This is a genomic window from Streptomyces sp. NPDC001796, from assembly GCF_042892355.1.
Classification (GTDB): domain Bacteria; phylum Actinomycetota; class Actinomycetes; order Streptomycetales; family Streptomycetaceae; genus Streptomyces.
Genome location: NZ_JBIAUC010000004.1, coordinates 398,904 through 422,415 on the forward strand (window position 1 = coordinate 398,904; position 23,512 = coordinate 422,415).

Below are 23,512 nucleotides of genomic sequence, written 5' to 3' on the forward strand. Positions count from 1 at the left end.
GTGGACGGATGTCGGTCGGGCTCCTGCCCCCACCGTCGGTGTGGGAACGGGGCAGGACCTCCGCGGGGTCGGTGTGGGCGCGGGCCGGGGCGGGCACGTGCCGTCAGTCGAGGTGGAAGACCTCCTCGGCGGGGGCCCACCACTGCCCCCCGGCCACGCTGTCCAGCGGCTGCTGGCACGGATCGGTCAACGCCCACCACTCGCGGGAGACCGGGTCGGCGGCGATCGCCGCAGTGTCGGCGGCGTAGTCGGTCCCCGTGTACTCGAGGTAGCTGAAGAGCAGGCCGTCCCGGAGGAAGATGGAGTAGTTGCCGATGTTGGCCCGCTTGAGGGCCGCGAGCACGCCCGGCCACGCGGCGGCGTGCAGTTCGCGGTACTCCCGCTCCTTCTCGGGCCGCAGACGGATCACGGCGGCGAAGCGCTGCATCCGCTCAGCCCTCCTTCCGCAGTCGCAGTCCGTCCATGCCGCCGTCCACGGCCAGGGAGGTGCCCGTCGTGGAGGCGGCGGCCGGGGAGGCCAGATAGGCGACGGCGGCGGCGACCTCGTCGGCGCTGACCAAACGGCCGTGTGGCTGCCGGGCCGCCAGCGCCGCGTGTTCGGCCGCCGGGTCGTCCGCCCGGTCCAGCAGCCGGCTGACCCAGGGAGTGTCGGCGGTGCCGGGGTTGACGGCGTTGACCCGGATGCCGGCCGGCAGCAGGTCGGCGGCCATCGCCCGGGTCAGCGACAGCACGGCGCCCTTGCTGGCCGAGTACAGCGCCCGCTGCGGCAGGCCGGCCGTCGCGGCGATCGAGCTGATGTTGACGACCGCCGCGTGGGCGGAGGCACGCAGCGCGGGCAGCGCGGCGCGCGTGACCCGCACCAGCCCCAGGACGTTGATGTCCAGGACGCGGTGCCACTCCTCGTCGGGGTTGTCCTCGATGCCGCCCTGCGCGCCGATCCCGGCGTTGTTGACCAGCACGTCCAGGCCGCCGAGGGCCGAGACGGCCGCTCCGACGCCGTCCCTGACCGAGGTGTCGTCGCCGATGTCGGCCCGGACGTGAGCGGTGAAGCCCTCGGGCGCGGGCTGCAGATCGAGCACGGCCACCCGGGCCCCCTCGGCGGCGAGCAACCGGGCGCTGGCAAGGCCGATGCCGGAGGCACCGCCGGTGACCAGAGCCCTGAGTCCGTCGAAAGCACCCATGTCAGGCCTGCCCGAATGTCTGCCGCTGGCGGCCGAGGCCGTCGATCTCCAGGTCCACGACGTCGCCCGCTCGCAGGTAGGGCAGGCCCGGCCGGCCCAGGGCGACGCCCGCGGGGGTACCGGTGTTGATGACGTCACCGGGACGAAGCACCATGAAGTGGCTCAGATACCGGATCAGGTGGTGGACACCGAAGATCATGTCGGAGGTGTTGCCGTCCTGGCGCGGCTCGCCGTTGACCGACAGCCGCAGGCCGAGCGCCTGTGGGTCGGGCACCTCGTCCGCGGTGAGCAGCCAGGGGCCCAGCGGATTGAACGTCTCGCAGTTCTTGCCCTTGTCCCACTGGCCGCCGCGTTCGAGCTGGAACTCGCGCTCGGAGACGTCGTTGCTGATCGCGTAACCAGCCACGCACGCGGCAGCGGCGGCCTCGTCGGGCAGATAGCGGGCCTCGCGGCCGATGACGACGGCGAGTTCGACCTCGTAGTCGGTCTTCAGGGAGCCGCGGGGGATCAGGACCTCGTCGTCGGGGCCGACCACGGTGTCCGGCGTCTTGAGGAAGACGATGGGCTCCTCGGGGACGGCGGCGCCGGTCTCCGCGGCGTGCTGCCGGTAGTTCAGCCCGATGCAGACGATCTTCCCGATCCCGGTCAGCGGTGCCCCGAACCGGCCGAGCGACTCGACCACTGGCAGCGCGTCGAGGTCGACGCCGTCCAGGACCGTGGGAAGGGTGTCGGGCGTCAGGTCGGCGACGACGGGGCGCAGGTCGTGCCACGGTCCGTCGGCCCCGGATATCAGGGGGCGTTCGGCTCCTGCCGTGCCGTGCCGTGCCAGTCTCATAGGGGTCTTCTCTCCCACGGGTGCGCGCTCGGAATTCCCGCCCTGGGGCGCCGCCGGGCCGTAGGGCCCCGCGCTCCCATCGCGGCTCGAGCCGGATGCGGGTCCTGATGACAGCCGCGCCGAGCGCCCGTCCCGGGGCCGGCGTGATCTCCATCGTGAATCTGCTTCATCCGACAGGCAGGACCATAAGGATCTGATCCTTCCTGCGCAATAGTTCCGAGTGGGATTCCCGATTTGTCATGATAGATGGGCGTTTCAAAGAGGAGACGAACAAAAAAACTCCCCGGACTCTTCTCAGTTCGTAACGCCGATGTCATAGTTACCGTCGCCGATGAACCTGATTAATGCGAAACAGGCAAGAGGAGGGTTACCCCGTGGCAGCCGCAACACAGGTCCCCGCTGAAGGGGATGACGACGCGTCGCCTCGCTACCGGCCGGGCTATGAGCTGGTCGCCGAGCAGCTGCTGAACTACATCGAGGAGCAGAAGCTGCGGGCCGGCGACCGGCTGCCCACGGAGCAGGGCCTGGCGGAGATCCTGGGCGCCTCGCGCAATGTCACCCGCGAGGCGGTGAAGGTCCTGGCCGCCATCGGCCGGCTGAGTGTGCGGCGTGGCGCGGGCATCTTCGTCGCCGAGTCCACCGGCGGGCTGGTGGACGACCAGCTCTCACACTTCCGGCCGACGAGCATGGAACACGTCCTGATGCTGCTTGACTACCGGACGGTGATCGAGTCGGAGACGGCGCGCCGTGCGGCTTCCCTCGCCACGCCGATCGAGGTCCGCAGCGTCCGGGAGTGCGCCCAGTCGTCACTGGAGGCGGCCCGGGCGGCAGACGGGTACGCCTTCGCCAGGGCCGACGCCGCGTTCCACGACGCGGTGGGCGCCGCCGCACACAATGTCTTTCTGAGAGCGAGCGTCGCCAACGTGCGGCGTTTCGCGTCACAGTCCGACGTGCTGCTCTTCCACGGTGACGCTCCCGGGTCACTGGAAGTAGCCGCAGGACAGCACCTCGCCATAGCTGAGGCGGTCGCCGCGGGGGAGGCCGATCTCGCCACGCAGCTGATGGTGGAACACATCGCCACCACTCAGAGTCAGTTCGAACGCAAGATCCGTGACCGGCTGTTCAATCTTGACGGCCACGGCGCCTCCCGGGCGCCGGCGCAGCCGCCGAGGAGCGCCGGTGCCGCGGACGAGCCGTCGTCCCCGGAGACATCCGCCTCATAGACCGGCACCGCGCGGCGGTACCACGGCTCGCGGCCCGAGCCGCCCAACTCCGGAGGAACCCGCAGGACGAGCGGGCTCCCGGACGCCACCTCATTCAGGCGATTGGATTCCTGTGTCTGTACCGTCTGTTTCTCCACGAATACTCGTGCCGCTTCGAAGAGTTTTCGTGGCCGCACTGGCCCTCGCTGCGACAACGGCGCCCCTGGCAGCCGTGCCGGCCCAGGCGTCCCCCTCGAACGCGTCGGGCCTGGACGTCTACGTCTCGCCTACCGGCCGCGACGCCGGCTCCGGTACCGCCAAGCATCCGTTCAAGACGCTGGAACACGCACGGGACTACGTGCGTGACGTCAAGACGAAGGTCTCCGGCGACGTCCGCGTGCTGCTGATGTCGGGTACCTACCGGCTGAGCCGGACCTTCACCCTCACCGCCCAGGACTCGGGCAGTGCCGGGCACCGGGTCATCTACGAGGCCGCGCCCGGCGCGCAACCGGTGATCAGTGGCGGCACGCAGGTCACCGGCTGGACCCCGGCCGACTCGTCGGGGAAGGTCTACAAGGCCGAGGTCGGCGACCTCGACACCCGTCAGCTCTATGTGAACGGCGAGTTGGAGACCCGGGCCCGGGGCGAAAAGAACCCGGCCGGCTTCAGCAAGACGTCCACCGGCTACACCTTCACCGACAGCAGCCTCAGCAGCTACAAGCGTCCCTCGGACCTGGAGGTCGTCAGCAGTTGGGGCTGGAAGCTCATGCGCTGCCCCGTACAGTCGATCTCCGGCAACACGATGACGATGCAGCAGCCCTGCTGGCACAACGCCAACCTCCAGCAGGGTCAGGAGATCACCAATCCGACCTGGCTGGAGAACGCCCGCGAGCTGCTCGACACCCCCGGCGAGTGGTACCTCGACAAGGGCGCGGGCGAGATCTACTACATGCCCAAGGACGGTCAGGACCTGTCCACCGCGACCGTCACGGTGCCGCGCGTGCAGGACCTGGTCGACCTGAGCGGCACCAGGGCCGACCCGGTGACCGACGTGTCCTTCCAGGGCATCACCTTCTCGTACTCCACCTGGCTCGCCCCCAGTTCGTCCGACGGCCTCATCGAGGGTCAGGCGGGCTTCCGGATGGTCGGTGACAACAACCCCGACTTCGACTCGACCCGTCTGAAGTGGCAGAAGACGCCAGGCGCGGTCAACGTGAGCTACGGCCACGGCGTCGGCTTCCAGGACAACACCTTCACCCACCTCGGCGCGGTCGGTCTCAACCTGAACACCGGCACCCAGGGCACCGACATCACGGGCAACGTCTTCCGCCAGATCGCCGCCACCGGCATCCAGATCGGCGGCACCGACGTGATCGACGCCCACCCCGACGACCCGCGTGACATCACCAAGGACACCACGGTCGACAACAACGTGGTCACCAAGGTCGCCGACCAGTACAACGGCTCGCTGGGCATCCTGGCCGGCTACACCGACCACACGGTGATCACCCACAACAAGGTCTACGACCTGCCCTACAGCGGCATCTCCGTCGGCTGGGGCTGGGGTCTGACCGACAAGGGCGGCGACACCAACTACCCCGGCAACTCCGGCGTACCGATCTGGAACACCGACACCACCAGCCGGGACAACAAGGTCACCGACAACGACATCTCCGACATCATGAAGTCGCAGGCGGACGGCGGCGCCATCTACACCCTCAGCACCAACCCCGGCGGCGTGGTCTCCGGCAACTACATCCACGGCGTTCCGGCGCCGGCCTACGGTGCCGTCTACCACGACGAGGGCAGCCGCTACTGGCAGAACACCGGCAACGCCTTCTGCGACGTGGCGTACCAGTGGCTGCTGATGAACCACGGCATGGACATCACCGCCACCGGCAACTTCACCACCCAGCCCGCGTTCACCACCCAGGCCAACAGCACGGGCAACAACGTGAGCGGCAACACCACCGTCGGCTCGTGCGACCAGCTCCCGGCCTCGATCGTCAACAACGCCGGTCTCCAGCCGCCCTACCGTCACCTCGACCCGGGCCCGGACGTCACCGACCACCAGGCGCCCACCGCGCCCGGCACCCCGACCGCGGTCACCGACTTCCCGACCATCGCGGACCTCAACTGGCCCGCGTCCACCGACGACACCGGCGTCACGGGCTACTCCGTCTACCGCGACGGCACGCTCGTCAGCGCCTCCGGAAAGACCTCGGTGCGCCTGTCCGGCCTGACCGGCGGGAAGACGTACAGCTTCCAGATCACCGCCCGCGACGCGGCCGGCAACGAGTCCCAGCCGAGCCAGGCACTGCAGGTCAGCATGCCCTCCGGCTCCGACCTGGCGCTGAAGAAGCCGGTCACCTACTCCTCGTACTCCGAGGACAACACCCCCGCGAAGGCGGTGGACGGCGACCTGTCCACCCGCTGGGCCCAGGGCCTCGGTCTGCCCGACCCGTCCTGGATCCAGGTGGACCTCGGTGCCCAGTACGACGTGAACGGCGCGATCACCACCTTCGAGAAGAGCAGCGGTTACAAGTACCGCATCGAGGTGTCCCCGGACGAGGTCCACTGGCAGACGCTGGCGGACCACACCTTGGCGAACACCACGGAGATGACCGACTACTCCCACACCGCCGACCCGGTCGCCGGGCGCTTCGTGCGGCTGACGGTCACCGGCTCCAGCGGCAACGGCGGCAGCATCTACGACTTCCAGGTCTACGGCACGCCCAGGGCGCCCAGTTCCGACCACACGCCTCCCGCGGCCCCCGGGCAGCCCACGGTCAAGCCGCTGCTGCCCAGTCTGGCGGACCTCGCCTGGCCCGCCGCGACCGATGACACCGGCGTGACCACCTACGCCGTCTACCAGGACGGCAAGCGGATCGCCGTCACCGACGCCACGACCCTGCGGGTCTCCGGCCTGACTCCGGAAAAGCAGTATTCCTTCACCGTCGTCGCCCGCGACGCCGCGCTGAACACCTCCGACCCCAGCCCGGCGGCCGTCATCACCATGCCGGCCGACCGCGACCTGGCGCAGAACAAGGCGGTCACCGCTTCCTCGTACTCGGAGGACAACACGCCTCAGAAGGCGGTGGACGGCGACCTGTCCACCCGCTGGGCCCAGGGCCTGGGGCTGCCCGACCCGTCGTGGATCCAGGTGGACCTGGGCCAGGACACGTCGGTCTCCAGCATGGTGACCACCTTCGAGAAGCCCAGCGGCTACAAGTACCTGCTCGAGTACTCCGCCGACGGCGTCACGTGGTCCACGTTCGAGGACCACACCTCCCAGAACACCGTCTCGGCGACCAACTACTCGTTCGCCGACTCGCCCGTCACCGCCCGCTACCTGCGGCTGACCGTCACCGGCTCCAGCTGGAACGGCGGCAGCATCTACGAGCTCCAGGCATACGGCGACTTCTGACCCGTACGCGCCCCCGGAGCCGGCCCGCTCACAGAGAAATGACATCAGGATGAAGATCACCCATGTCGAAGTACACCGGATCGACGTTCCGGCGGCCAGCCCGCCCTTCCGCTGGAGGGACGGACTGAGCGGAAGCGCTCCGGTGGGCGACGGCGCGGTGTTGCGCATCGGCACCGACGAGGGAGCCGAGGGGGTGGCGTTGTTCGCCCGGCCCGGAGCCTTCGCCACCCTGCGGGACCTGGTGGAGCGGGTCTTCCGCGAGGAACTGGTCGGAGCCGACCCGTTCCAGCGGGAATGGCTGTGGCACCGGGTGTGGGAGCTGGACCGTATCCACGAGCTCCCGCTCCCCGCCCTGGGCCTGATCGACACCGCCCTGTGGGACCTGGCCGGCCGGTACCACGGCCAGCCTGTCTGGCGCCTGCTGGGCGGCTTCCGGGAGACGATCCCCGCCTACGCCTCCACCTCGACGTTCTCCAGCATCGCGGAGTTCCTCGACGTGGCGGACCAGTGCCTGGAACTGGGCTACCGCGGTATCAAGCTGCACGCCTGGGGCGACGCCCGGCGTGACGCCGAGCTGTGCCTGGCGTTGCGCGACCACGTCGGTCCGTCGATCCCCCTCATGTACGACGGATCGGCCGGCTTCGACCTGCCCGACGCGATCCGCCTGGGCCGGGCGCTCTCGGAGGCCGACTACCTCTGGTACGAGGAGCCGATGCGCGAGTTCAGCATCTCCGCGTACCAGAGGCTGGCAGCGGCCGTGGACATACCGCTGCTGGTGGCCGAGACCTCCGACGGAGCGCACATGAACTCCGCGGACTTCATCCGGGCCGGTGCCGCCACCTTCGGGGTGCGGGCCGGCACCACCCTCCGCGGCGGCATCACCGGCGCCATGCGCACCGCACACCTCGCCGACGCCTACCGGCTGCGGGCCGAGGTGCACGGTTCGGACATCCCGAACCACCACCTGTGCATGGCCATCTCCAACACCACCTACTACGAGTCCCTGGTGACCGCGGCGAAGGTCGTCCGCGAGCGCCATGTGGACGACCAGGGCCTGGTGCACGCCCCCACGGGGCCTGGCATAGCCCTCCCGCTCGACTTCGGCTACGGCAAGGAGCTCCTGCCGTTCGTCGAGCAGCCGCGCTGACCGGGTGGTGGCCGTCCTCCCGGACCGCCACCGCAGCCGGCGCCCCCCATCAGGCGCGTTACCTGTCCCACGCAAGAAACAAGAAAGGCAAGACGATGAGGTCTTCCGGATCTCCGAGAATCGGCCGGCGCCGCGCAGTGCTGCGCACCACGGCGGCCGCGCTTTCCCTGGTCACAGCGGCTGTCCTGGCCGGCTGCGCCAGCGCCGACACCACCGCCCAGTCGTCCTCGTCCGCGCAGCCGGCGTTCAAGCCGGCCACGCAGCAGGACGGCTCGCAGATCACGGTGTGGGCCGACTCGACCCGCCTGCCGTCGGTGCAGGCGTACCAGAAGTCGCACCCGAACGTGAAGATGAAGATCGTCACGTACGACGGCGGTGCCGACGGCTCCACGTATCTCCAGACGAAGGTGCAGCTCTTCGACCGGACCGGCAGCGGCTGGCCGGACGTGGTGTTCGGTTCACCCACCGACGTGACCTGGGCGTCGGAGCCCACCAAGCCCGGCGCACAGCCGTTCGCCGCGCCCCTGGACGACAAGCTCGTACCGCAGAGCACGCTGGACGGCTTCGCCAAGGGCTCCCTCGCACCCTGCCAGTTCAACGGCCACACGTACTGCCTGCGCAACGACATCGCTCAGGTCGTGCTCTGGTACAACAAGGCCCTCATGGACAAGTGGGGCTACAAGGTCCCCACCACCTGGGAGGACTACGAAGCCCTGGGCAAGCAGGTCGCCAAGGACCACCCCGGCTACCTCGTCGGCTCCGTCGGCGACACCAACTCCCACGAGTCGTACTTCTGGTCCGGCCGGTGCCCGGCGTTCAGCCTGACGAAGCCGAACACTCTGCGCAGCGCCCTGCAGGACCCGAACTGCACCCGGATGGCGAAGCTGCTGGACGGGCTGATCTCCGCCAAGGCCGTCACCACCAAGGGCTTCTTCAGCCAGGGCTTCGCCAAGGAGAGCGGCAGCAAGGTCCTGATGGCGTACGGCCCGTCCTGGTACGGTCAGTACCTTTTCAAGGCCGCCTTCAACGCCCCGGCCAAGCAGATCACCGCGGCGTCCCCGCTGACCTGGAAGGGTGAGACCACGGCCGCCACCGGCAACGTCGGCGGCGGCGTGTGGATGGTGTCCTCGCACAGCGCCAACCTCAAGGCGTCCACGGACCTGGCCACCTGGCTGACCACCTCCGACCAGAACCAGGCCTCCGCGCCGACCTACCCGGCCTACACCAAGGCCGCGGAGGCGTGGCTGGCCAACCCGGCCAACAGCGACTACTTCGCCAACGACGTGAGCAAGCCCTTCCAGGAGGCCGCCAACGAGGTGTGGACCGGCTGGTCGAACACCAAGTTCCCGGACGCCACCGCCTGGTCCAGCGTCGTGCTGCCGGCCCTGACCGCCGGCAAGACCCTGACCTCGACCCTGCCGGCGTGGCAGCAGGAGATCAGCAACGAGGCGAAGGCCCACGGATACCAGGTGGTCAACCAATGACCTTGCTGGAGACCGAGCGCGTCGCCGTCTCCCCCCTCCGCCGCGGCATCATGCCGCGGCGGAGGGGCCGCGGTCTCGCGGGCTACTTCTTCGTCGCCGGCTACGCGGTGCTGCTGCTCGCGTTCGGCGTCTTCCCCACCGGCTACTCGTTCTACCTGGCGCTCACCAACGACCGGGGCCAGTTCACCGGACTCAACCAGTTCCTGAAGGTCGCCCAGGACTACCGCTTCGTGCCGGCCTTCACGAACATGCTGATCTACCTGGTCATGTGGCTGGTCGCACTCGTCGTCCTGGTGGTCCTGGTCGCGGTGGTCCTGCGCAGCCGGGTGCGGCCGGGCACCTCGGCGCTCTTCCGCTTCCTGTACTACATTCCCGGTGCCCTCGCCGGGGTCGCCAGCGTCCTGGTATGGCTGTTCATGCTGGACCCGGACGTCAGCCCGGTGTCCTGGATGCTCAAGAGCATGGGACTGCAGACCTTCGCGGCCGTGCTCTCGCCCGGCAACCTGCCGCTGATCCTCATGCTGATCGCCTTCTGGACCGGCGCCGGCGGCTGGATGGTCGTGATGTACGGGGCGCTGAACAACATCCCCGACGAGGTGCTGGAAGCCGCCCGGATGGACGGCGCGGGGCCCTGGCGCACCGCCTGGCACATCCAGATCCCGATGATCCGGCAGTGGATCGTCTACATGACGATCATGGCGTTCGCCACCGGCACCCAGCTGTTCGTCGAGCCCCAGTTGCTCCAGACCGCCAGCCTCGGCCGGGTGAGCCCCACGTGGTCACCCAACCAGCTCGCCTACGTCTACGCCTTCCAGCAGGGCGACTTCAACGGCGCCGCCGCCATCTCCGTCTTCCTGCTGGCGCTGGGGCTCCTGGCGGCCGGACTGCTGGTGGCCCGATCGAACCTGTTCAAGTTGGACGAGAAATGACACAGACCACTGTCCCCTCGGCAGCGGCGGGCCGGCGCTTCGCCCCTTCCCGGGTCGCCTCCTTCCTGGTAGTGGGCCTCTTGCTGGCCCTGTTGCTGGTGTTCTTCGTGTTGCCGGTGATCTGGCTGCTGCTCGCGCCGTCGAAGACCGCGGGCCAAGTGGTGCAGGACAACCCGTTCTCCTTCGGCTCGTTCCGGCAGATCGGCGCCGCCTGGCGGCACCTGTTCTCCTTCCAGGACGGCGCCATGGTCACCTGGCTGCGCAACTCGGCCATCTACTCCGGTGGTTCGCTCATCCTGACGCTGGCCGTCAGCGTGCCCGCCGGGTACGCACTGGCCCTGACGAAGTTCCGCGGACGCAAGACGCTCCTCATGATCACCCTGGTCACGATGATCATGCCGCAGGCCACCCTGGTGCTGCCGGTCTTCCTGGAACTCAACCGCTTCCACCTGATCGGCACCATCTGGTCGGTGATCCTGCCCTTCTCCTTCTACCCGTTCGGTGTGTACCTCGTGTACATCTACTTCGGGAGCAGCCTGCCCAAGGACCTGCTGGCGGCCGCGCGGATCGACGGCTGTACGGAATGGCAGCTCTTCTCGCGCATCGCGCTGCCGCTGGCGAAGCCGGTGGTCGGGCTGGTCGCCTTCTTCAGCTTCGTGGGCAACTGGAACAACTTCTTCCTGCCGTACCTCGTCCTGCCGAACAGCGAGCAGTTCCCCGTCCAGGTGGGCCTGAACCAGCTGCTGACCTCCACGCCGTCCTTCAACCCCGTTGCCGGTGCCGGTCTGAACATCACCATCCCGGAACTGGCCCTGGCGATCATCGTCGCCATCCTGCCCGTTCTGGTGCTCTTCCTGTTCTCGCAGCGCACACTGGTGTCCGGGATGCTCGCCGGAGCGACCAAGGAATGAGTTCCCTCCGCGTCGCCCTCTTCCCCACCTGCGTCAACGACGCCGTCCACCCCGCCACGGCGATCGCCACGGTCACCGTCCTCGAACGGCTCGGCGTCGAGGTGGACTTCCCCTTCGAGCAGACGTGCTGCGGCCAGCCGCAGTACAACACCGGTTACCGCCGGGAGACCGAGCCGCTGCTGCGCCGCATGGCGAAAGCGTTCGACGGATACGACCACGTGGTGGCCCCGTCGGGCTCCTGCGTGGCCATGGTGCGCGACAACTATCCCCGGCTCGGCTCGCGCGCCGCGGCCGAGGGGCGGGCCGACGACCTTGCCGACCAGGCCCGTTCGCTGGCCGACCGGGTCCACGAGTTCAGTGAGTTCCTGGTCGACGTACTGGGCGTGACCGACGTCGGCGCGTACTTTCCCCACACCGTCACCTACCACCCGTCCTGTCATGGATTGCGGGTGCTGGGGCTCGGCGACCGTCCCCGGCGGCTGCTGGAGGCGGTCGAGGGCTTGGAACTGGTGGAACTGCCCGGCGCGGACGAGTGCTGTGGCTTCGGGGGCACCTTCGCGGTGAAGAACCCCCACGTCTCGGCGGCCATGGGCGCCGACAAGATCCGCAACGCCGAGGCGACCGGCGCCCGTGTGCTGTGCGGCGCCGACAACTCCTGCCTCATGCACCTGGACGGGATGCTGCGCCGCCGGGGCAGTGACCTGCGCCCGCTGCACCTCGCCGAAATCCTTGCCTCCACCCGGACGGAGCCCTTGCGATGACCGGTACGTACCTGGGGATGCCCGCCTTCCCCCGCGCAGCGGCCGCCGCGACCCAGGACACCCGTCTGCGGGCGAACCTGACCCGGGCCACCGGCACCATCCGCGCCAAGCGCGCGCAGGCCGTCGCCGAGCTGGACGACTGGGCACGGCTGCGCGCCGCCGGAGCCGCGATCAAGGACCGGGCGCTGCGGCATCTCGACCACTACCTCGAGCAGTTGGAGGCGGCGGTCACCCGAGCCGGCGGTGAGGTGCACTGGGCGGCCGATGCCGGCGAGGCCAACCGGATCGTCGCCGACCTGATCAAGGCCACCGGGGAGACCGAGGTCGTCAAGGTCAAGTCCATGGCCACCCAGGAGATCGGCCTCAACGAAGCCCTGGCCGCCGAAGGCATCACCGCCTACGAGACCGACCTCGCCGAACTGATCGTGCAGTTGGGCGACGACCGGCCCTCCCACATCCTGGTCCCGGCAATCCACAAAAACCGGGGCGAGATCCGGGACATCTTCCGCGCGACCATGAGCCGGTGGGGACGCCCGGCGCCCGAGGGACTCACCGACGATCCCGCGGAACTGGCCGAGGCCGCCCGCCTGCACCTGCGCGAGAAGTTCCTGCGCGCCAAGGTGGCCGTTTCCGGCGGGAACTTCATGGTCGCCGAAACCGGCACGGTGGTCGTCGTGGAGTCGGAGGGCAACGGCCGGATGTGCCTGACCCTGCCCGAGACGCTGATTTCCGTGGTGGGCATCGAGAAAGTCGTACCCACCTGGCGGGACCTGGAGGTCTTCCTCCAGACCCTGCCCCGCTCCTCCACCGCCGAGCGGATGAACCCGTACACCTCGATGTGGTCCGGCACCACCGAAGGCGACGGGCCCCGGGAATTCCACCTGGTCCTGCTCGACAACGGCCGCACCGCCACCCTCGCCGACGAAGTCGGCCGCCAGGCGCTGCGTTGCATCCGCTGCTCCGCATGCCTCAACGTCTGTCCCGTCTACGAACGCGCCGGCGGCCACGCCTACGGCTCGCCCTACCCCGGCCCCATCGGAGCCATCCTCACCCCCCAACTCCGCGGGATCGGTACCGAACTGGACGCCTCCCTGCCCTACGCCTCCTCCCTGTGCGGCGCCTGCTACGAGGTCTGCCCGGTTGCCATCGACATCCCCGAAGTCCTCGTCCACCTCCGCGAACGGGTGGCCGAGCAGGGCGGTGCGGGCCACCGGCTGGAGAAGGGCGCCGTCCGCGCGGCCGGCTGGCTCCTCGACCGTCCGGCGCTTTTCGCCGCGGCCGAGCGCACCGCCTCCCGTACCCGACGGCTGCACCCCCGCCGCCTGCCCGGACCCGGCAGCGGTGCCTGGAGCGAGTCCCGCGATCTGCCCCGTATCCCGGCCGCGCCCTTCCGCGACTGGTGGCGCGCCAACCGGACGACCGAGGAGCGCCCATGAGCAGCCGGGACGTGGTGCTCGGCCGTATCCGCACGGCCCTGAGCGACGTCCCCCGCCAGGAGAGGCCCGAGGACGTCCCCGTCGCCCGCGACTACCGGGCCGCACACGCCGCGGACGACCCCGGTGAGCTGCTGGACCTGCTTCAGGACCATCTCACCGAGTACCGCGCGGCCGTGCACCGGTGCGACCCCGCCGGTCTGCCCGGGACGGTGGCCGCGGTGCTGGCACGGCGAGGTGCTCGTACGGTCGTCGTCCCCGAGGGGCTGCCCGAGGAGTGGCTGTCCGAGGCCGTCGTCGAACGGCTCACCGACACCCCGCCGCTGAGCTCGCCCACCTGGGACGCGGCGGACAGCGTGGTGACGGGGTGTGCGCTGGCCATCGCCGAGACGGGCACGATCGTGCTGGACGGCGGGCCGGGGCAGGGCCGGCGTGCGCTGAGCCTGATCCCCGACCACCACCTCTGCGTGGTGCGCGCTCCGGAACAGGTCGTCGCCTCGGTTCCGGCCGCCGTGGCGAGGCTCTCACCGAACCGCCCGCTCACCTGGATCTCCGGTCCTTCCGCCACCAGCGACATCGAACTCGAACGCGTCGAAGGCGTCCACGGCCCCCGAATCCTCGACGTCGTCCTCGTCCACCCCTGAGCCGCACCGGCGCCGCGCACCCCTCACCCGACGACACCTGGAGCAGCCTTGCCCTCCGAGCCCATCGCCTGGCCGCCGCCCGAGCTCGCCGTACCGCCGGTACAGCTCCCACCGACCGCCCCCACCGCCGCCGACGGCGTCCGCCGATACGACGGGCTGAGCTACGCCACCAATTCCGGTTACCGGCCGCGGCTGCTGGACCTGTCCGTGCCGACGGCTGCCGAACCCCCCGCCGTGGTGGTCTGGATCCACGGCGGCGCCTGGATGGAGGGCGACCGTCGCCACCCGCCGCCGACCGTGAGCGCGGACCTCCTGTTCGGCTCCCTGCTGCGGGCCGGACTCGCCGTCGCCACCATCGACTACCGCCACGCCCGCGAAGCCCCCTTCCCCGCCCAACTGCACGACGTCAAAGCGGCCATCCGCTACCTGCGCCACTACGCCGGGACGCTCGGGATCGACGGGACGCGGATCGGCGTGTGGGGCGAGTCGGCCGGCGGTCACCTGGCCGCGCTGGCCGGGCTCACCGACGCAGCCCACCCCTCGCTCGAAGGAAAGGAAGGGATCGCACAGGGCGACACGACGGTCGGGGCTGTCGTGGACTGGTACGGGATCACCGACGTGGGGGCGCTGCTGCCGGACGCGCCCGGCCCCCACGACCCCTTCGTCACCTTCCTGGGCGGCGACCCGGCCGACCGGCTGCACCTGGCGGCAGCCGCCAGCCCGGTCAGCTACGCGCGGTCCCCGGCGCCGCCCTTCCTCCTGGCCCACGGGACCCACGACACGCTCGTCCCCTTCGAGCACAGCGAGCGCCTGGCCGGACTCCTGCGGGCCGCCGGCAACCACGCGGAGCTCGTCGCCGTACCGGGCGCCGAGCACATCTTCCTCAACGCCGACGTCGCTCCGGTCGTCGCCCGCTGCGTCGCCTTCCTCGCCCATCACCTGCGCTACCCCGCGACCGACCGGGCCGCGGAAAATCCGGCCGGTTGCCCAGTGACCCCGCGCTCAGCCGAGTGAGCCCGCCCCGGCGCACGCCGCAGCCACCGCCAACTGGCACACGGCGCCGGGCCTTCGCTCTCCGGCACGACACCCGCACCGTCCTCGCCCGGAGCCCATGAGGGCGCTCACGAAGGTGCGCTCGCGCAGCTCGGCGAGCTGCCCGGCCACCGCGGGCGCCCCGACCAGTCGAGGCGCCTCAGCTGTGCAAAGTGCTGAGACATGAGTCTCAGCGCGCCGAGCCCGAACGCTCGGATCACGGCGGTGCCGTCCGGCCGTCCCATCACGGCCGCCACGATTTCGCGGCCGTCGGGACGCTCCACCGTCCAGCTGACTCCCGCCCGCGCCGCGAGCTGCACGGCGCTGGTCCGTGGTGCGAGCGTGCCCAGCACCGACCCGTCGGGGAGGAAGACCGTGATCGGGCCGCGGGACTCGGCGGCCATGTGCTCGACGCTGAATCGCAGGGCGTCCTGGTCGGCGGTGCCCACCACGGGCACCAGACTCTGGGCGCCAGCGCTGGCCGCGACGACGGCGCGGTCCTGTGCCACGGTACGCAGCAGCAGCGCCAAGGGCACCACGAAGACGAGGAGAGCCAGGCACATGGTGGCTGCGACGAGCAGTGTCAGCCTGCGCCTCATCGCCGGTCCGCGGGTGCACGCAGCCGGACCCCGACTCCGCACACGGTGTGCAGGTAGCGCGGCTCCTGTGCGGTTTCACCGAGTTTGCGACGCAGCCAGGACAGGTGTACGTCCACCGTCTAGTTCCGGCGGCCGCTGCTGCTCCTCGGCTCAGATCGGCTGATCGCCAGGATCCGCGGCAAGAACACGTTCGAAGGCGCGTGCTGCGCGCAGCACGGTAGCGTCCGCAAGACGTCTCCCGACGATCTGGAGGCCGACGGGCCGGCCATCCGTTGTCGTTCCGACCGGCACGCTTGCTGCGGGCTGGCCTGTGAGGTTGAACGGGAATGCGAACGGTGACCAGTCACGCCCCGCGAACTGGAGCGGACTACGCAGTCCGATCGGAAAAGCAGCCGTTGCCGTAGTGGGCGTGAGGAGCAGATCCCAGTCCGCCATGAAGCCCTGGACCGCGTCATAGAGCGTTTGCCTGCGCGTTGCCGCCCAGGTGAACATCTCAGCCGTCCAGTCCTTTCCCACAAGCTCCTGTATGTCCTGAGACACCCTGTATCGTCCGGCCAGTTCGCGCAGGCCTGTCAGGTCCGAGTCCCTGGCGACGGTGGCGGAGAACGCCTCGCGCAACTCGCGGAGATCTCCGATCGGCGGATCCGCGGCTGCGACTACGCAGCCGAGTCCGGCCCGGTCCAGGGCGTCGACGGCACGGGTTGTCAGTTCGATCAGCTCGGGGTCGACATCTGCCTGCCCCAAGCGCGGGCTCCAGGCGATTCTCAGCCCACCCACGCCGTCGTCGAGGCGTGCCGTAAGTCCCCGCACGTCGGTCGGTATGGAGTGCCGGTCCCGCTGGTCGAATCCGGCGATCGTCTCCAAGACCAGGGCAGTGTCTTCCACCGTCCGGGTGATCGGTCCGACGGACTCGAGTGTCTCCCAGCTGCCGAACCCTGCTCTTGTGGGCAGCCGGCACGACGGGTACAGGGGCACGGCTCCGAAGGTGGGTTTGAGGGTGAAGACTCCGCAGAGTGCGGCCGGGACACGCAGGGAACCTCCGCCGTCGTTGCCCAGGCTGATCGATCCCATGCCGTCGGCCACTGCCGCTGCCGAGCCGCCGGAGGATCCTCCGGCTGTGCAGGCGAGCTTTCTGGGATTGCGTGTCGGTCCGAACAGTTCGTTATCGGCCACTACGCCATAGCCGAGCTCGCGGGTGTTGGTTTTCCCCACGAGGAGCGCGCCTGCCGCCCGCATCCGTTCCACCGACACATCGTCATGACCGGGGACCCAGTCTGCGTAAGCGGTGCTTCCCAGTGTGGTGCGCAGTCCTGCTGTCGGTATGAGGTCCTTGACGGAGAAAGGCACGCCGTGCAGAGGTCCGATCAACTCCCCCCTGGCCAGTGCTCTGTCTGCCGCCCGGGCGTCGCCAAGGGCGTGCTCGTTGAGGGTGCAGAAGGCGTTGACCTCCGGGTTGGTCTGAGCGATGCGGTCCAGCACGGACCGCATCAGCTCTTCCGCGGAGAATGTGCCCTCGCGGACCCCGCGTGCCTGCATGGTCGCGGTGAGTTCCCACAGCTCTGTCATCGGGTGAACTCGGGCAGGCTTCGGCGTTGGTACTTCCCGAATCCGGGCTGCTGCTTCAGTTCACCGTTGTCGAGCACGATGCGGCCACGCACGGTCGACAGGACAGGCCAACCCGTGACCTCGCGGCCCTCGTACAAGCTATATGTGGCCGTGGAGTGCTGCGTTGCCGCGCTGATGACTTCCCTGCGTTCGGGATCCACCAGAACGAGATCGGCGTCGGAGCCCGCCGCGATGATGCCCTTCTTCGGGTAGAGCCCGTAGATGCGTGCCGGGTTGGTGCTGAGAATCTCTGCCAGGAGAGACACGCTCCCGCCGCGTTTCACCACCAGTTCGTCGTAGATCACCGGCAGCATCGTCTCGGTGCCGGGTGCGCCGTAGGGTTCGGCGAACACGTCGTCGACCTGTCCTGTCCGCTCCCGTGCCCGGGGGGCGTGGTCGCTGGCCACCACGGACAACGTGCCCGCCTCCAAGGCGTCCCAGAGGTTTTCGCGGTCGTCGTCGCTCCGCAGCGGTGGCCCGACTTTGGCCTGCGCCCCGACACGCAGAAGGTCGTCGTTGGTGAGCGTCAGGTACTTGGGGCAGGTTTCCCCGAACACGCGCTGGCCGGCCGCGACCGCGTCGCCCAGGAGTTTCACGCCGCCCTTGGTGGTCATATGCAGGATGTACAGGGGGCAGTCGGTCGCCTTCGCGTAGGCGAGTGCCTTGTACACCCCCAGGTCCTCGGCGGAGGCTGGATGCGTCCAGGCGAAGTCCTCGAGCCGCGTACGCCCGCTCGCTTTCGCATGGTCTACGAGGTGCGCGAGGATCTCGCCGTCTTCTGCGTGCACCATGGCAAGGCCGCCGTTCTCCGCCACGATGCGGAGGTTACGCAGGAGCGTGGCGTCCGGGGTCATGATCCCGTTGTCCTTGTAGGACATGAAGAACTTGACGGACGGGCTGCCCAGAGCCATGACCTTGGGTACCTCGGTGGCCGCGTCGTGCTCCGGACGCAGAATGGTGTGCAGACCGAAGTCGATCGGTGAAGTCCGTTCGCCCTCTGAGATGAAATGCGTGATGGCGTCCGACGGGGCCATGTCCAAAGGTGCCCTGATCTGGGTGATCGCAGTGGTGACGCCTCCGAATGCCGCCGAGCGGTGCGAGTCCCCGATCGCATCGGCATGATCGGTCCAGGTCTGGCAGTGGACATGGGCATCGATGACTCCGGGCAGAACCAGCTTCCCCTTCGCATCGACGACGCGTCCCGTGACCTGCGAAGGTACGACGGGAACGCCGACGGACACGATGACGCCGTCCTTCACGGCGATGTCCCCGTGGACGACACCGTCGGGTGTGACGACGGAACCGCCCGTGACAGCCATGTCGTACATGATTCCTGCCCTGCCTTTCATCGAGAGAGCACCGGGTGCCGCGTGTGCCAGAGCGTGGTGGCCTCGTAGGCGCCGGCCGCGTAGAACAAGAGGGATTCCGCATGCGGCGGTCCTGCCAGCTGCATGCCGATCGGGAGGCCGCCTGTGGTCGCCCCGCACGGGACGGACAGGGTGGGGAGGCCGAGTGAACTGAAGGGGGCGAGATAACGGGTGTAGACGGTGTGGGTGGGCTCGGGGCCGCGTGAGCTCGTCGTCACCGACTGCGTCCCGATGGGGGCTGCGGGGACCGGGACCGTCGGTGTGACGACGAGATCGACATCTCGCCATACCTCGGAGAAGCGCCGGCACAGCATGGCACGGATCCGGAATGCCTTGAGGTACTGCCCGGCGAGCATCGCCCGCCCGGCCTCCTCGCGGTCGCGGATATTGGCTCCGATTTCGTCGGCCTGATGCAGGAGGAGTGGCTCGTGCGAGGCCGATGCTTCGGAGAATGCGATGGCCCGGTGCATCTTGAGGATGTCTCCCGCGTACGGGACGTCCACCTCACGCACTTTGGCTCCGAGGGCGGTGAGGTGCTCCAGTGCCTTCTCGAAGGCGGCCCGGACTTCCGCGTCGAGCCCCATGTCCAGCCAGGAGACGGGAATGCCGAGCGTCAGATCCAGACTGGCTGTCCGTTCTCCGGCCAGCGCAGCGCCTTCGCAACTGCCGCGCCTGCCGTGCGGTGTGCGTGGGATCAGCAGGTGATCGGCAACGCCGGCGACCCCCCGCACGCGCTGCGCCATCACGCCGAGGGCGTCCAGCGTCCAGGTCAAGGGCAGTACGCCGCGCCGGCTGATCGCGCCGTAGGTGGGTTTGAGGGCGACGACCCCGCAATGGGCTGCGGGTACCCGTATCGACCCCCCAGGGTCTGGGCCAAGAGCCGCGGATACCATTCCGGCCGCGACCGCGGCCCCCGCACCGCCGCATGCTCCGCCGGTCATCCTGGTCGTGTCCCAGGGATTCCGGGTCCAGCCGAACCGGGCGTTCTCGCCTGTCGTGCCAGCGGCGAACTCCTGCACGTTCAGCTTGCCCGCAAGCACGGCGCCGGCCCCGGCCAGGGACCTCCAGCAGTCCGCGTCCGCCGGAGCGATCCGGTCGTGCATGACCGCTGATCCGGCGGTCGTAGGCAGTCCCGCGACGTCGATCAGGTCGGTCAGCCCGACAGGCGCCGCCGCAAGGGCTCCGTTTCGCGACGGAGCAGCATCGTCCAGGGTCACGTCGATGAACGCGTTGACTTCTGGCTGCCAGTCTTCGATCCGCCGTGCATACAGTCCGGTCACCTCTTCGGCTGTGAGGTCTCCGGCGCGCACCAGGCGCGCGATATCAGTGGGCGGCACCCAGGGCAGTTCCTGGACGTCCGGCAGGGAGACGGAAGCCGCGGGTTCATGGCTCGGGTGATCCACCGGCTGGGGAAGGTAGGAGGAGGCAGTCGCTGGGTCGAACACGAAGCCCGGGAACACGCCGTCAAGGCCTCGTGCATCGACCGAGTTCAGGTAGGCGGCCACGTCATCGAGCATGCTCCCGGCACGGTTGAGGACGCTCTCCCGCAGGTCGGGCTGTATCAGCCGTAGAACGTCGGACTGGGATTGCACTGTCGCTGTGCCTGCTTTCAGATGGAACGGGTGGGGATCGTGGCTTCGGGCCCGGCTGCCTGGGCGGGAGAACCGAAGACGGACTCGGGCTCGTCGTCCGAGACGTTGCCGACCGGCTCCCACTTGATGACGGCAAGTGCCGCCAGACCGATCACCGGGGCGATGAGCAGGATGAGCAGGGCGTGATACAGCCCGAACGAGGCCAGCAGGACTGGGACGCCGTAGAGCGCTATCAAGCTGCCCGTACGGTTACTGGCCTGGGAGAGTCCAGCGCCGACGCCACGGACCCGCGTCGGGTACGACATCGCCGACATCGACTGCGCGGTGGAGCCCGGGCCGAAGGTATGCGCGCCGATGAAGAACGCCAGCAGCACAACTCCGAGTAGCGAAGGGATTACCCGGCCGAAGAGGCCGAGCAGGACGAGTACGGCAGCGACGCCGCCGAACCCGATGATGGACAGCTTGCGCAGTCCCAGCCTGTTTGCGACGTTCGCTGCCAGAAGCCCGCCGCACAGGCCGCAGGCATTCGCGAACACCGAGGCCAGCAGAGAGACGGAAAAGCTGCTGTGGAAGAACGAGAAGACGATGAGGGGCAGGTAGAAGCCGACCGAGGAGAACTGGATGCTCTGCGCCGCACTGATCACGGAGATCAGGATGGTGCGCTTGCGGAATTCGCCGGTGAAGAGCTGGACGAAGGGGCGGAACGGGCCGGTCTGTTCGTCGCGGTGTGACAAGTCCGCCGCATCCGGCGCGAGCTCGAACGGCTGGCCGTACGTTGCGCTGAGAATCCGTACCGCTTCGGCCAGGTCTCCCTTGGTTGCAGCCCACATCGGGCTTTCTGCCATGTATTTGAAGCGCAGAAGGAGAATCACCAGAGCCGGCACCACACCAAGGCCGACCTCCCACCGCCACAGGCTGGTTCCTGCCCCGAGGGCGTTGAGGACGAGCGCCACGAGGAGTCCGCAGATGGTCGCGGCCGACCACAGCGCCGCGGCCGACTCCACCCATTTGGCCTTCTTCTTCATCGCCATGAACTCGACCAGGAAGGCCATGGCCACCGGCACATCGAGGCCGACGCCTATACCGATCAAGAGGCGCAGCACAATGAGTGATTCGTAGTTCGGAGCGAGCGCTGCGCCGAGCGTGGCACCCACGAAGAGCAACAGGTTCACGATGAACATGCGAAGCCGACCGAACCGGTCAACGAAGTAGCCACCGCAGAGCGCACCGATGATCGCGCCGAACGCCATGACGGCTGTCACGAAACCGAGCTGGCTGGCACTGAGCCCGAATTCCGCCTTCATCTGCACCGAACCTGCGCTCAGGCTGGTGAAGTCATACGCGTCGAGGAAGAAGCCTCCGAGCGCTATGAAACCGATGATGCGACTGTGCGGAGCGTCCGCACTCTCGTTGATCACCCGGACGACATCGTCCTTGGTTCTGATCAGGACCGGAGATGAACCCACACGTTTCTCCTGCTCTTGTTGTTCTTCCGCCAAGGATCGGCACGTTGCGGACGAAAAGCGTTGTGACATATGGAACACCGCACCAATAGATCAATCCAGTCTATTTTTTCGATGCAACCGATAGGATCACCCTATGGATGCACGCACGCTGGAGTACTTCGTCACCGCCGTCGACGAAGGCGGCTTCACCAAGGCCGCGGCACGCCTGCACGTAACCCAGCCGACACTGTCCGAAGCCATCCGCAGGCTGGAGCGGGAATGCGGCACGCCGCTCTTCCACCGGGTCGGTCGGGGAGTCGCACTCTCCGATGCCGGCACGGTCCTTCTCACCTACGCACGCCGCGTCCTCAAGGACATGGAGGACGCGCGACAGTCCATGGTCGCTCTGAGAGGCCTCCGCGGCGGCCGCGTCACCGTCAGCACACCTCCAGGCCTGAGTATCGAGCCCCTGGCACGGATCATCGGAAACTTCCGCCGGTCCTACCCAGACGTCACCGTGGCGATGATGCCCACCGAAGACGGCGCTCTCGCTGCGACAGCAGTCGCGGAGGCCGCCTGCGAAGTCGGGCTGACAGACCGCCCCGTGTCCGCGGACTTGCGTGCGCACCCGATCGGAAGCAACGAAATCGTCGTCGTCCTCCCGCCAGGAAGCACACTCGGCGCCAAGGGCGCCCTCACCCTGGAGCAACTCGCAGGCGTTCCGTTCATCAGCAGCGCGATCGGTACCCGAGCGCGCGGCCTACTCGACGAAGCCAAAGAACGCGGCATCCCCCTTTACACAGCCGTGGAGACACCCCACCGGGAAGCAGTCATTCCACTGATCCTGGAGGGCGTCGGCGCGGCCTTCCTTCCCTGGACTGTGTCACGGGAAGCCGAGAGCAGAGGCGCGGTGATCTTGCCGCTGCTGCCACGAGTGACCTACGACCTCCTCATCGTCCACAGAGACCAGCCCCTGACCGCCGCCGCCCAGGCCTTCGTAGCCACCGCGCTGGCAGCCGGCAGCACGCTCGGTCCGGATTCACCCGGCTCCTCCCGTCCGGGCCAACAGCCCGAGGAGGCCATCCACGGCTGACCCGTCGGGGCCGTACTCACGCACGCAGGCCAGGCAGCCCGTAGGTCTCCAAAGTTGCTTCACCGCTCCTGACCTCGAGTCATGAGTCTGGTTGCGGTGGGGGCAGAGCCATGCTCAAGACATGTGGATCGGGGACTGTAAATCGTTCGGTGTGACTCCTGATCATGGAAGATGCATCGATGACCAGTGAGAACGTGGCCGAGCAGGAGACTGTCGAGTCGGCAGCGGTTGTGTCGGCGAAGGCGGTGGACGATCAGCTGATCGACGAGCTGGTGAGCCGGGCTCAAGCGGAGGGTCTGCAGCTGACCGGCGAGGGCGGACTGCTCCAGCAGCTGACAGTGATGATGTAGCCCGCAGCACCGCTTGGAGGTCTGACCCGGCAGCTGACCGGCACTTGGGTTGTCCTTGCTTGGAATTGTCGATCTCCCAAGCGGTGCCGCTGCGCGGCCGATCGGGCGTCCGTGACTTCATAGGAGCCCGGCCAAAGGTCCCATCACTGTCAGTGGAGACGGTCTGGCCTCGCGCCATCGTGCAGACCTGCGATGTCCACCTGCTGCGGAACTCGTTCCGCTATGCCGCCCGCCAGGACTGGGACAAGATCGTCAAGCTCCTCAAGCCCGTCTACACCGCTCCCACCGAGGAGGCCGCCCTGGAGCGGTTCGCCGAGTTCGCCGACGCCTGGGGCCGGAAGTATCCGGCGATCGTGAAGCTGTCGGAGAACGCGTGGGAGGAGTTCACCCCGTTCCTGCGGTTCGATACCGAGATCCGCCGGATCGTCCGCACCACCGAGGATGCCACCGAGGTGGTCGCGTCGTCGTATGTCGA

20 protein-coding genes and 2 pseudogenes are annotated in these 23,512 nt (G+C 68.6%); 13 read left to right on the top strand and 9 right to left on the bottom strand.

Annotated elements, in window-relative coordinates; all coding sequences use genetic code 11:
• Positions 1-103 precede the first annotated feature (103 nt).
• The 3 genes from ACFYZE_RS11395 to ACFYZE_RS11405 are packed head-to-tail and all read right to left on the bottom strand — an operon-like array spanning position 104 to position 2,016.
• The gene (locus ACFYZE_RS11395; protein WP_388991180.1) at positions 104-427 is read right to left on the bottom strand and encodes an L-rhamnose mutarotase; all 324 of its coding nucleotides are present in this window, start codon (positions 425-427) and stop codon (positions 104-106) included.
• A 4-nt stretch (positions 428-431) separates the two neighbouring features.
• Positions 432-1,181, bottom strand: coding sequence for an SDR family NAD(P)-dependent oxidoreductase (locus ACFYZE_RS11400; protein ID WP_388991182.1), 750 nt, complete (start codon positions 1,179-1,181; stop codon positions 432-434).
• Position 1,182: 1 nt separating this feature from the next.
• Entirely contained in the window at positions 1,183-2,016 is an 834-nt protein-coding gene (locus ACFYZE_RS11405) for a fumarylacetoacetate hydrolase family protein (protein ID WP_388991184.1), read from the bottom strand.
• A 374-nt stretch (positions 2,017-2,390) separates the two neighbouring features.
• Between ACFYZE_RS11405 and ACFYZE_RS11410 the strand changes: the two genes are divergently transcribed.
• The 10 genes from ACFYZE_RS11410 to ACFYZE_RS11455 all read left to right on the top strand — a co-directional run bounded on the left by ACFYZE_RS11410 (position 2,391) and on the right by ACFYZE_RS11455 (position 14,968).
• Positions 2,391-3,239, top strand: a complete 849-nt coding sequence (locus ACFYZE_RS11410) for a FadR/GntR family transcriptional regulator (RefSeq protein ID WP_388991186.1) — start codon at positions 2,391-2,393, stop codon at positions 3,237-3,239.
• 166 nt (positions 3,240-3,405) lie between these two features.
• Positions 3,406-6,645: a discoidin domain-containing protein gene (locus ACFYZE_RS11415; RefSeq protein ID WP_388991188.1), complete on the top strand. Its 3,240-nt coding sequence runs from the start codon at positions 3,406-3,408 to the stop codon at positions 6,643-6,645.
• A 49-nt stretch (positions 6,646-6,694) separates the two neighbouring features.
• A complete protein-coding gene (locus ACFYZE_RS11420) occupies positions 6,695-7,792 on the top strand; it encodes an enolase C-terminal domain-like protein (protein ID WP_361987945.1) in 1,098 nt (365 codons plus the stop codon).
• A 95-nt stretch (positions 7,793-7,887) separates the two neighbouring features.
• Entirely contained in the window at positions 7,888-9,276 is a 1,389-nt protein-coding gene (locus tag ACFYZE_RS11425) for an ABC transporter substrate-binding protein (protein ID WP_388991190.1), read from the top strand.
• Positions 9,273-10,205 (top strand): carbohydrate ABC transporter permease, encoded by a 933-nt coding sequence (locus tag ACFYZE_RS11430; protein WP_388991192.1) that lies wholly within the window; start codon positions 9,273-9,275, stop codon positions 10,203-10,205. The genes ACFYZE_RS11425 and ACFYZE_RS11430 overlap by 4 nt, the downstream gene beginning before the upstream one ends.
• Entirely contained in the window at positions 10,202-11,116 is a 915-nt protein-coding gene (locus tag ACFYZE_RS11435; protein ID WP_388991194.1) for a carbohydrate ABC transporter permease, read from the top strand. Before ACFYZE_RS11430 ends, ACFYZE_RS11435 begins: the two co-directional genes overlap by 4 nt.
• Positions 11,113-11,877, top strand: coding sequence for a (Fe-S)-binding protein (locus ACFYZE_RS11440; RefSeq protein ID WP_388991196.1), 765 nt, complete (start codon positions 11,113-11,115; stop codon positions 11,875-11,877). Before ACFYZE_RS11435 ends, ACFYZE_RS11440 begins: the two co-directional genes overlap by 4 nt.
• Entirely contained in the window at positions 11,874-13,313 is a 1,440-nt protein-coding gene (locus tag ACFYZE_RS11445) for a lactate utilization protein B (protein WP_388991198.1), read from the top strand. The genes ACFYZE_RS11440 and ACFYZE_RS11445 overlap by 4 nt, the downstream gene beginning before the upstream one ends.
• Positions 13,310-13,954: a lactate utilization protein C gene (locus tag ACFYZE_RS11450; protein ID WP_388991200.1), complete on the top strand. Its 645-nt coding sequence runs from the start codon at positions 13,310-13,312 to the stop codon at positions 13,952-13,954. The genes ACFYZE_RS11445 and ACFYZE_RS11450 overlap by 4 nt, the downstream gene beginning before the upstream one ends.
• A gap of 48 nt (positions 13,955-14,002) precedes the next feature.
• The gene (locus ACFYZE_RS11455) at positions 14,003-14,968 is read left to right on the top strand and encodes an alpha/beta hydrolase fold domain-containing protein (protein WP_388991202.1); all 966 of its coding nucleotides are present in this window, start codon (positions 14,003-14,005) and stop codon (positions 14,966-14,968) included.
• A 107-nt stretch (positions 14,969-15,075) separates the two neighbouring features.
• Here ACFYZE_RS11455 and ACFYZE_RS11460 read toward each other — a convergent pair whose 3' ends face one another.
• The 6 genes and pseudogenes from ACFYZE_RS11460 to ACFYZE_RS11485 all read right to left on the bottom strand — a co-directional run bounded on the left by ACFYZE_RS11460 (position 15,076) and on the right by ACFYZE_RS11485 (position 21,648).
• Positions 15,076-15,585 (bottom strand): hypothetical protein, encoded by a 510-nt coding sequence (locus ACFYZE_RS11460; protein WP_388991204.1) that lies wholly within the window; start codon positions 15,583-15,585, stop codon positions 15,076-15,078.
• A pseudogene (locus ACFYZE_RS11465) lies at positions 15,582-15,704 on the bottom strand (helix-turn-helix domain-containing protein); the annotation flags it as partial. The pseudogene ACFYZE_RS11465 and the gene ACFYZE_RS11460, both read right to left, overlap by 4 nt.
• 31 nt (positions 15,705-15,735) lie before the next feature.
• Complete coding sequence (locus tag ACFYZE_RS11470; protein ID WP_388991206.1) at positions 15,736-17,151, bottom strand: amidase; 1,416 nt, start codon at positions 17,149-17,151, stop codon at positions 15,736-15,738.
• A complete protein-coding gene (locus ACFYZE_RS11475; protein ID WP_388991208.1) occupies positions 17,148-18,449 on the bottom strand; it encodes an amidohydrolase family protein in 1,302 nt (433 codons plus the stop codon). The genes ACFYZE_RS11470 and ACFYZE_RS11475 overlap by 4 nt, the downstream gene beginning before the upstream one ends.
• Positions 18,450-18,535: 86 nt before the next feature.
• A complete protein-coding gene (locus ACFYZE_RS11480; RefSeq protein WP_388991210.1) occupies positions 18,536-20,074 on the bottom strand; it encodes an amidase in 1,539 nt (512 codons plus the stop codon).
• A 92-nt stretch (positions 20,075-20,166) separates the two neighbouring features.
• Positions 20,167-21,648: an MFS transporter gene (locus tag ACFYZE_RS11485; protein WP_388991212.1), complete on the bottom strand. Its 1,482-nt coding sequence runs from the start codon at positions 21,646-21,648 to the stop codon at positions 20,167-20,169.
• A 100-nt stretch (positions 21,649-21,748) separates the two neighbouring features.
• On the opposite strand from ACFYZE_RS11485, the gene ACFYZE_RS11490 reads away from it, so the two are divergent.
• From ACFYZE_RS11490 to ACFYZE_RS11500, 3 genes and pseudogenes are all read left to right on the top strand, one after another.
• Positions 21,749-22,687: a LysR family transcriptional regulator gene (locus tag ACFYZE_RS11490; RefSeq protein ID WP_388991214.1), complete on the top strand. Its 939-nt coding sequence runs from the start codon at positions 21,749-21,751 to the stop codon at positions 22,685-22,687.
• A gap of 179 nt (positions 22,688-22,866) precedes the next feature.
• Complete coding sequence (locus ACFYZE_RS11495; RefSeq protein WP_388991215.1) at positions 22,867-23,037, top strand: hypothetical protein; 171 nt, start codon at positions 22,867-22,869, stop codon at positions 23,035-23,037.
• A gap of 149 nt (positions 23,038-23,186) precedes the next feature.
• Positions 23,187-23,498, top strand: a pseudogene (locus tag ACFYZE_RS11500) (transposase); the annotation flags it as partial.
• Between the last annotated feature and the right edge of the window lie 14 nt (positions 23,499-23,512).

Excerpts from the sequence above, each read along its gene's own strand:
- ACFYZE_RS11490 (WP_388991214.1), top strand. The coding sequence starts at position 21,749 with ATGGATGCACGCACGCTGGAGTACTTCGTCACCGCCGTCGACGAAGGC.
- ACFYZE_RS11460 (WP_388991204.1), bottom strand. The coding sequence starts at position 15,585 with ATGAGGCGCAGGCTGACACTGCTCGTCGCAGCCACCATGTGCCTGGCT.
- ACFYZE_RS11430 (WP_388991192.1), top strand. The coding sequence starts at position 9,273 with ATGACCTTGCTGGAGACCGAGCGCGTCGCCGTCTCCCCCCTCCGCCGC.
- ACFYZE_RS11480 (WP_388991210.1), bottom strand. The coding sequence starts at position 20,074 with ATGCTCGATGACGTGGCCGCCTACCTGAACTCGGTCGATGCACGAGGC.
- ACFYZE_RS11495 (WP_388991215.1), top strand. The coding sequence starts at position 22,867 with ATGACCAGTGAGAACGTGGCCGAGCAGGAGACTGTCGAGTCGGCAGCG.
- ACFYZE_RS11440 (WP_388991196.1), top strand. The coding sequence starts at position 11,113 with ATGAGTTCCCTCCGCGTCGCCCTCTTCCCCACCTGCGTCAACGACGCC.
- ACFYZE_RS11445 (WP_388991198.1), top strand. The coding sequence starts at position 11,874 with ATGACCGGTACGTACCTGGGGATGCCCGCCTTCCCCCGCGCAGCGGCC.
- ACFYZE_RS11450 (WP_388991200.1), top strand. The coding sequence starts at position 13,310 with ATGAGCAGCCGGGACGTGGTGCTCGGCCGTATCCGCACGGCCCTGAGC.
- ACFYZE_RS11470 (WP_388991206.1), bottom strand. The coding sequence starts at position 17,151 with ATGACAGAGCTGTGGGAACTCACCGCGACCATGCAGGCACGCGGGGTC.
- ACFYZE_RS11405 (WP_388991184.1), bottom strand. The coding sequence starts at position 2,016 with ATGAGACTGGCACGGCACGGCACGGCAGGAGCCGAACGCCCCCTGATA.
- ACFYZE_RS11420 (WP_361987945.1), top strand. The coding sequence starts at position 6,695 with ATGAAGATCACCCATGTCGAAGTACACCGGATCGACGTTCCGGCGGCC.
- ACFYZE_RS11435 (WP_388991194.1), top strand. The coding sequence starts at position 10,202 with ATGACACAGACCACTGTCCCCTCGGCAGCGGCGGGCCGGCGCTTCGCC.
- ACFYZE_RS11425 (WP_388991190.1), top strand. The coding sequence starts at position 7,888 with ATGAGGTCTTCCGGATCTCCGAGAATCGGCCGGCGCCGCGCAGTGCTG.
- ACFYZE_RS11400 (WP_388991182.1), bottom strand. The coding sequence starts at position 1,181 with ATGGGTGCTTTCGACGGACTCAGGGCTCTGGTCACCGGCGGTGCCTCC.
- ACFYZE_RS11395 (WP_388991180.1), bottom strand. The coding sequence starts at position 427 with ATGCAGCGCTTCGCCGCCGTGATCCGTCTGCGGCCCGAGAAGGAGCGG.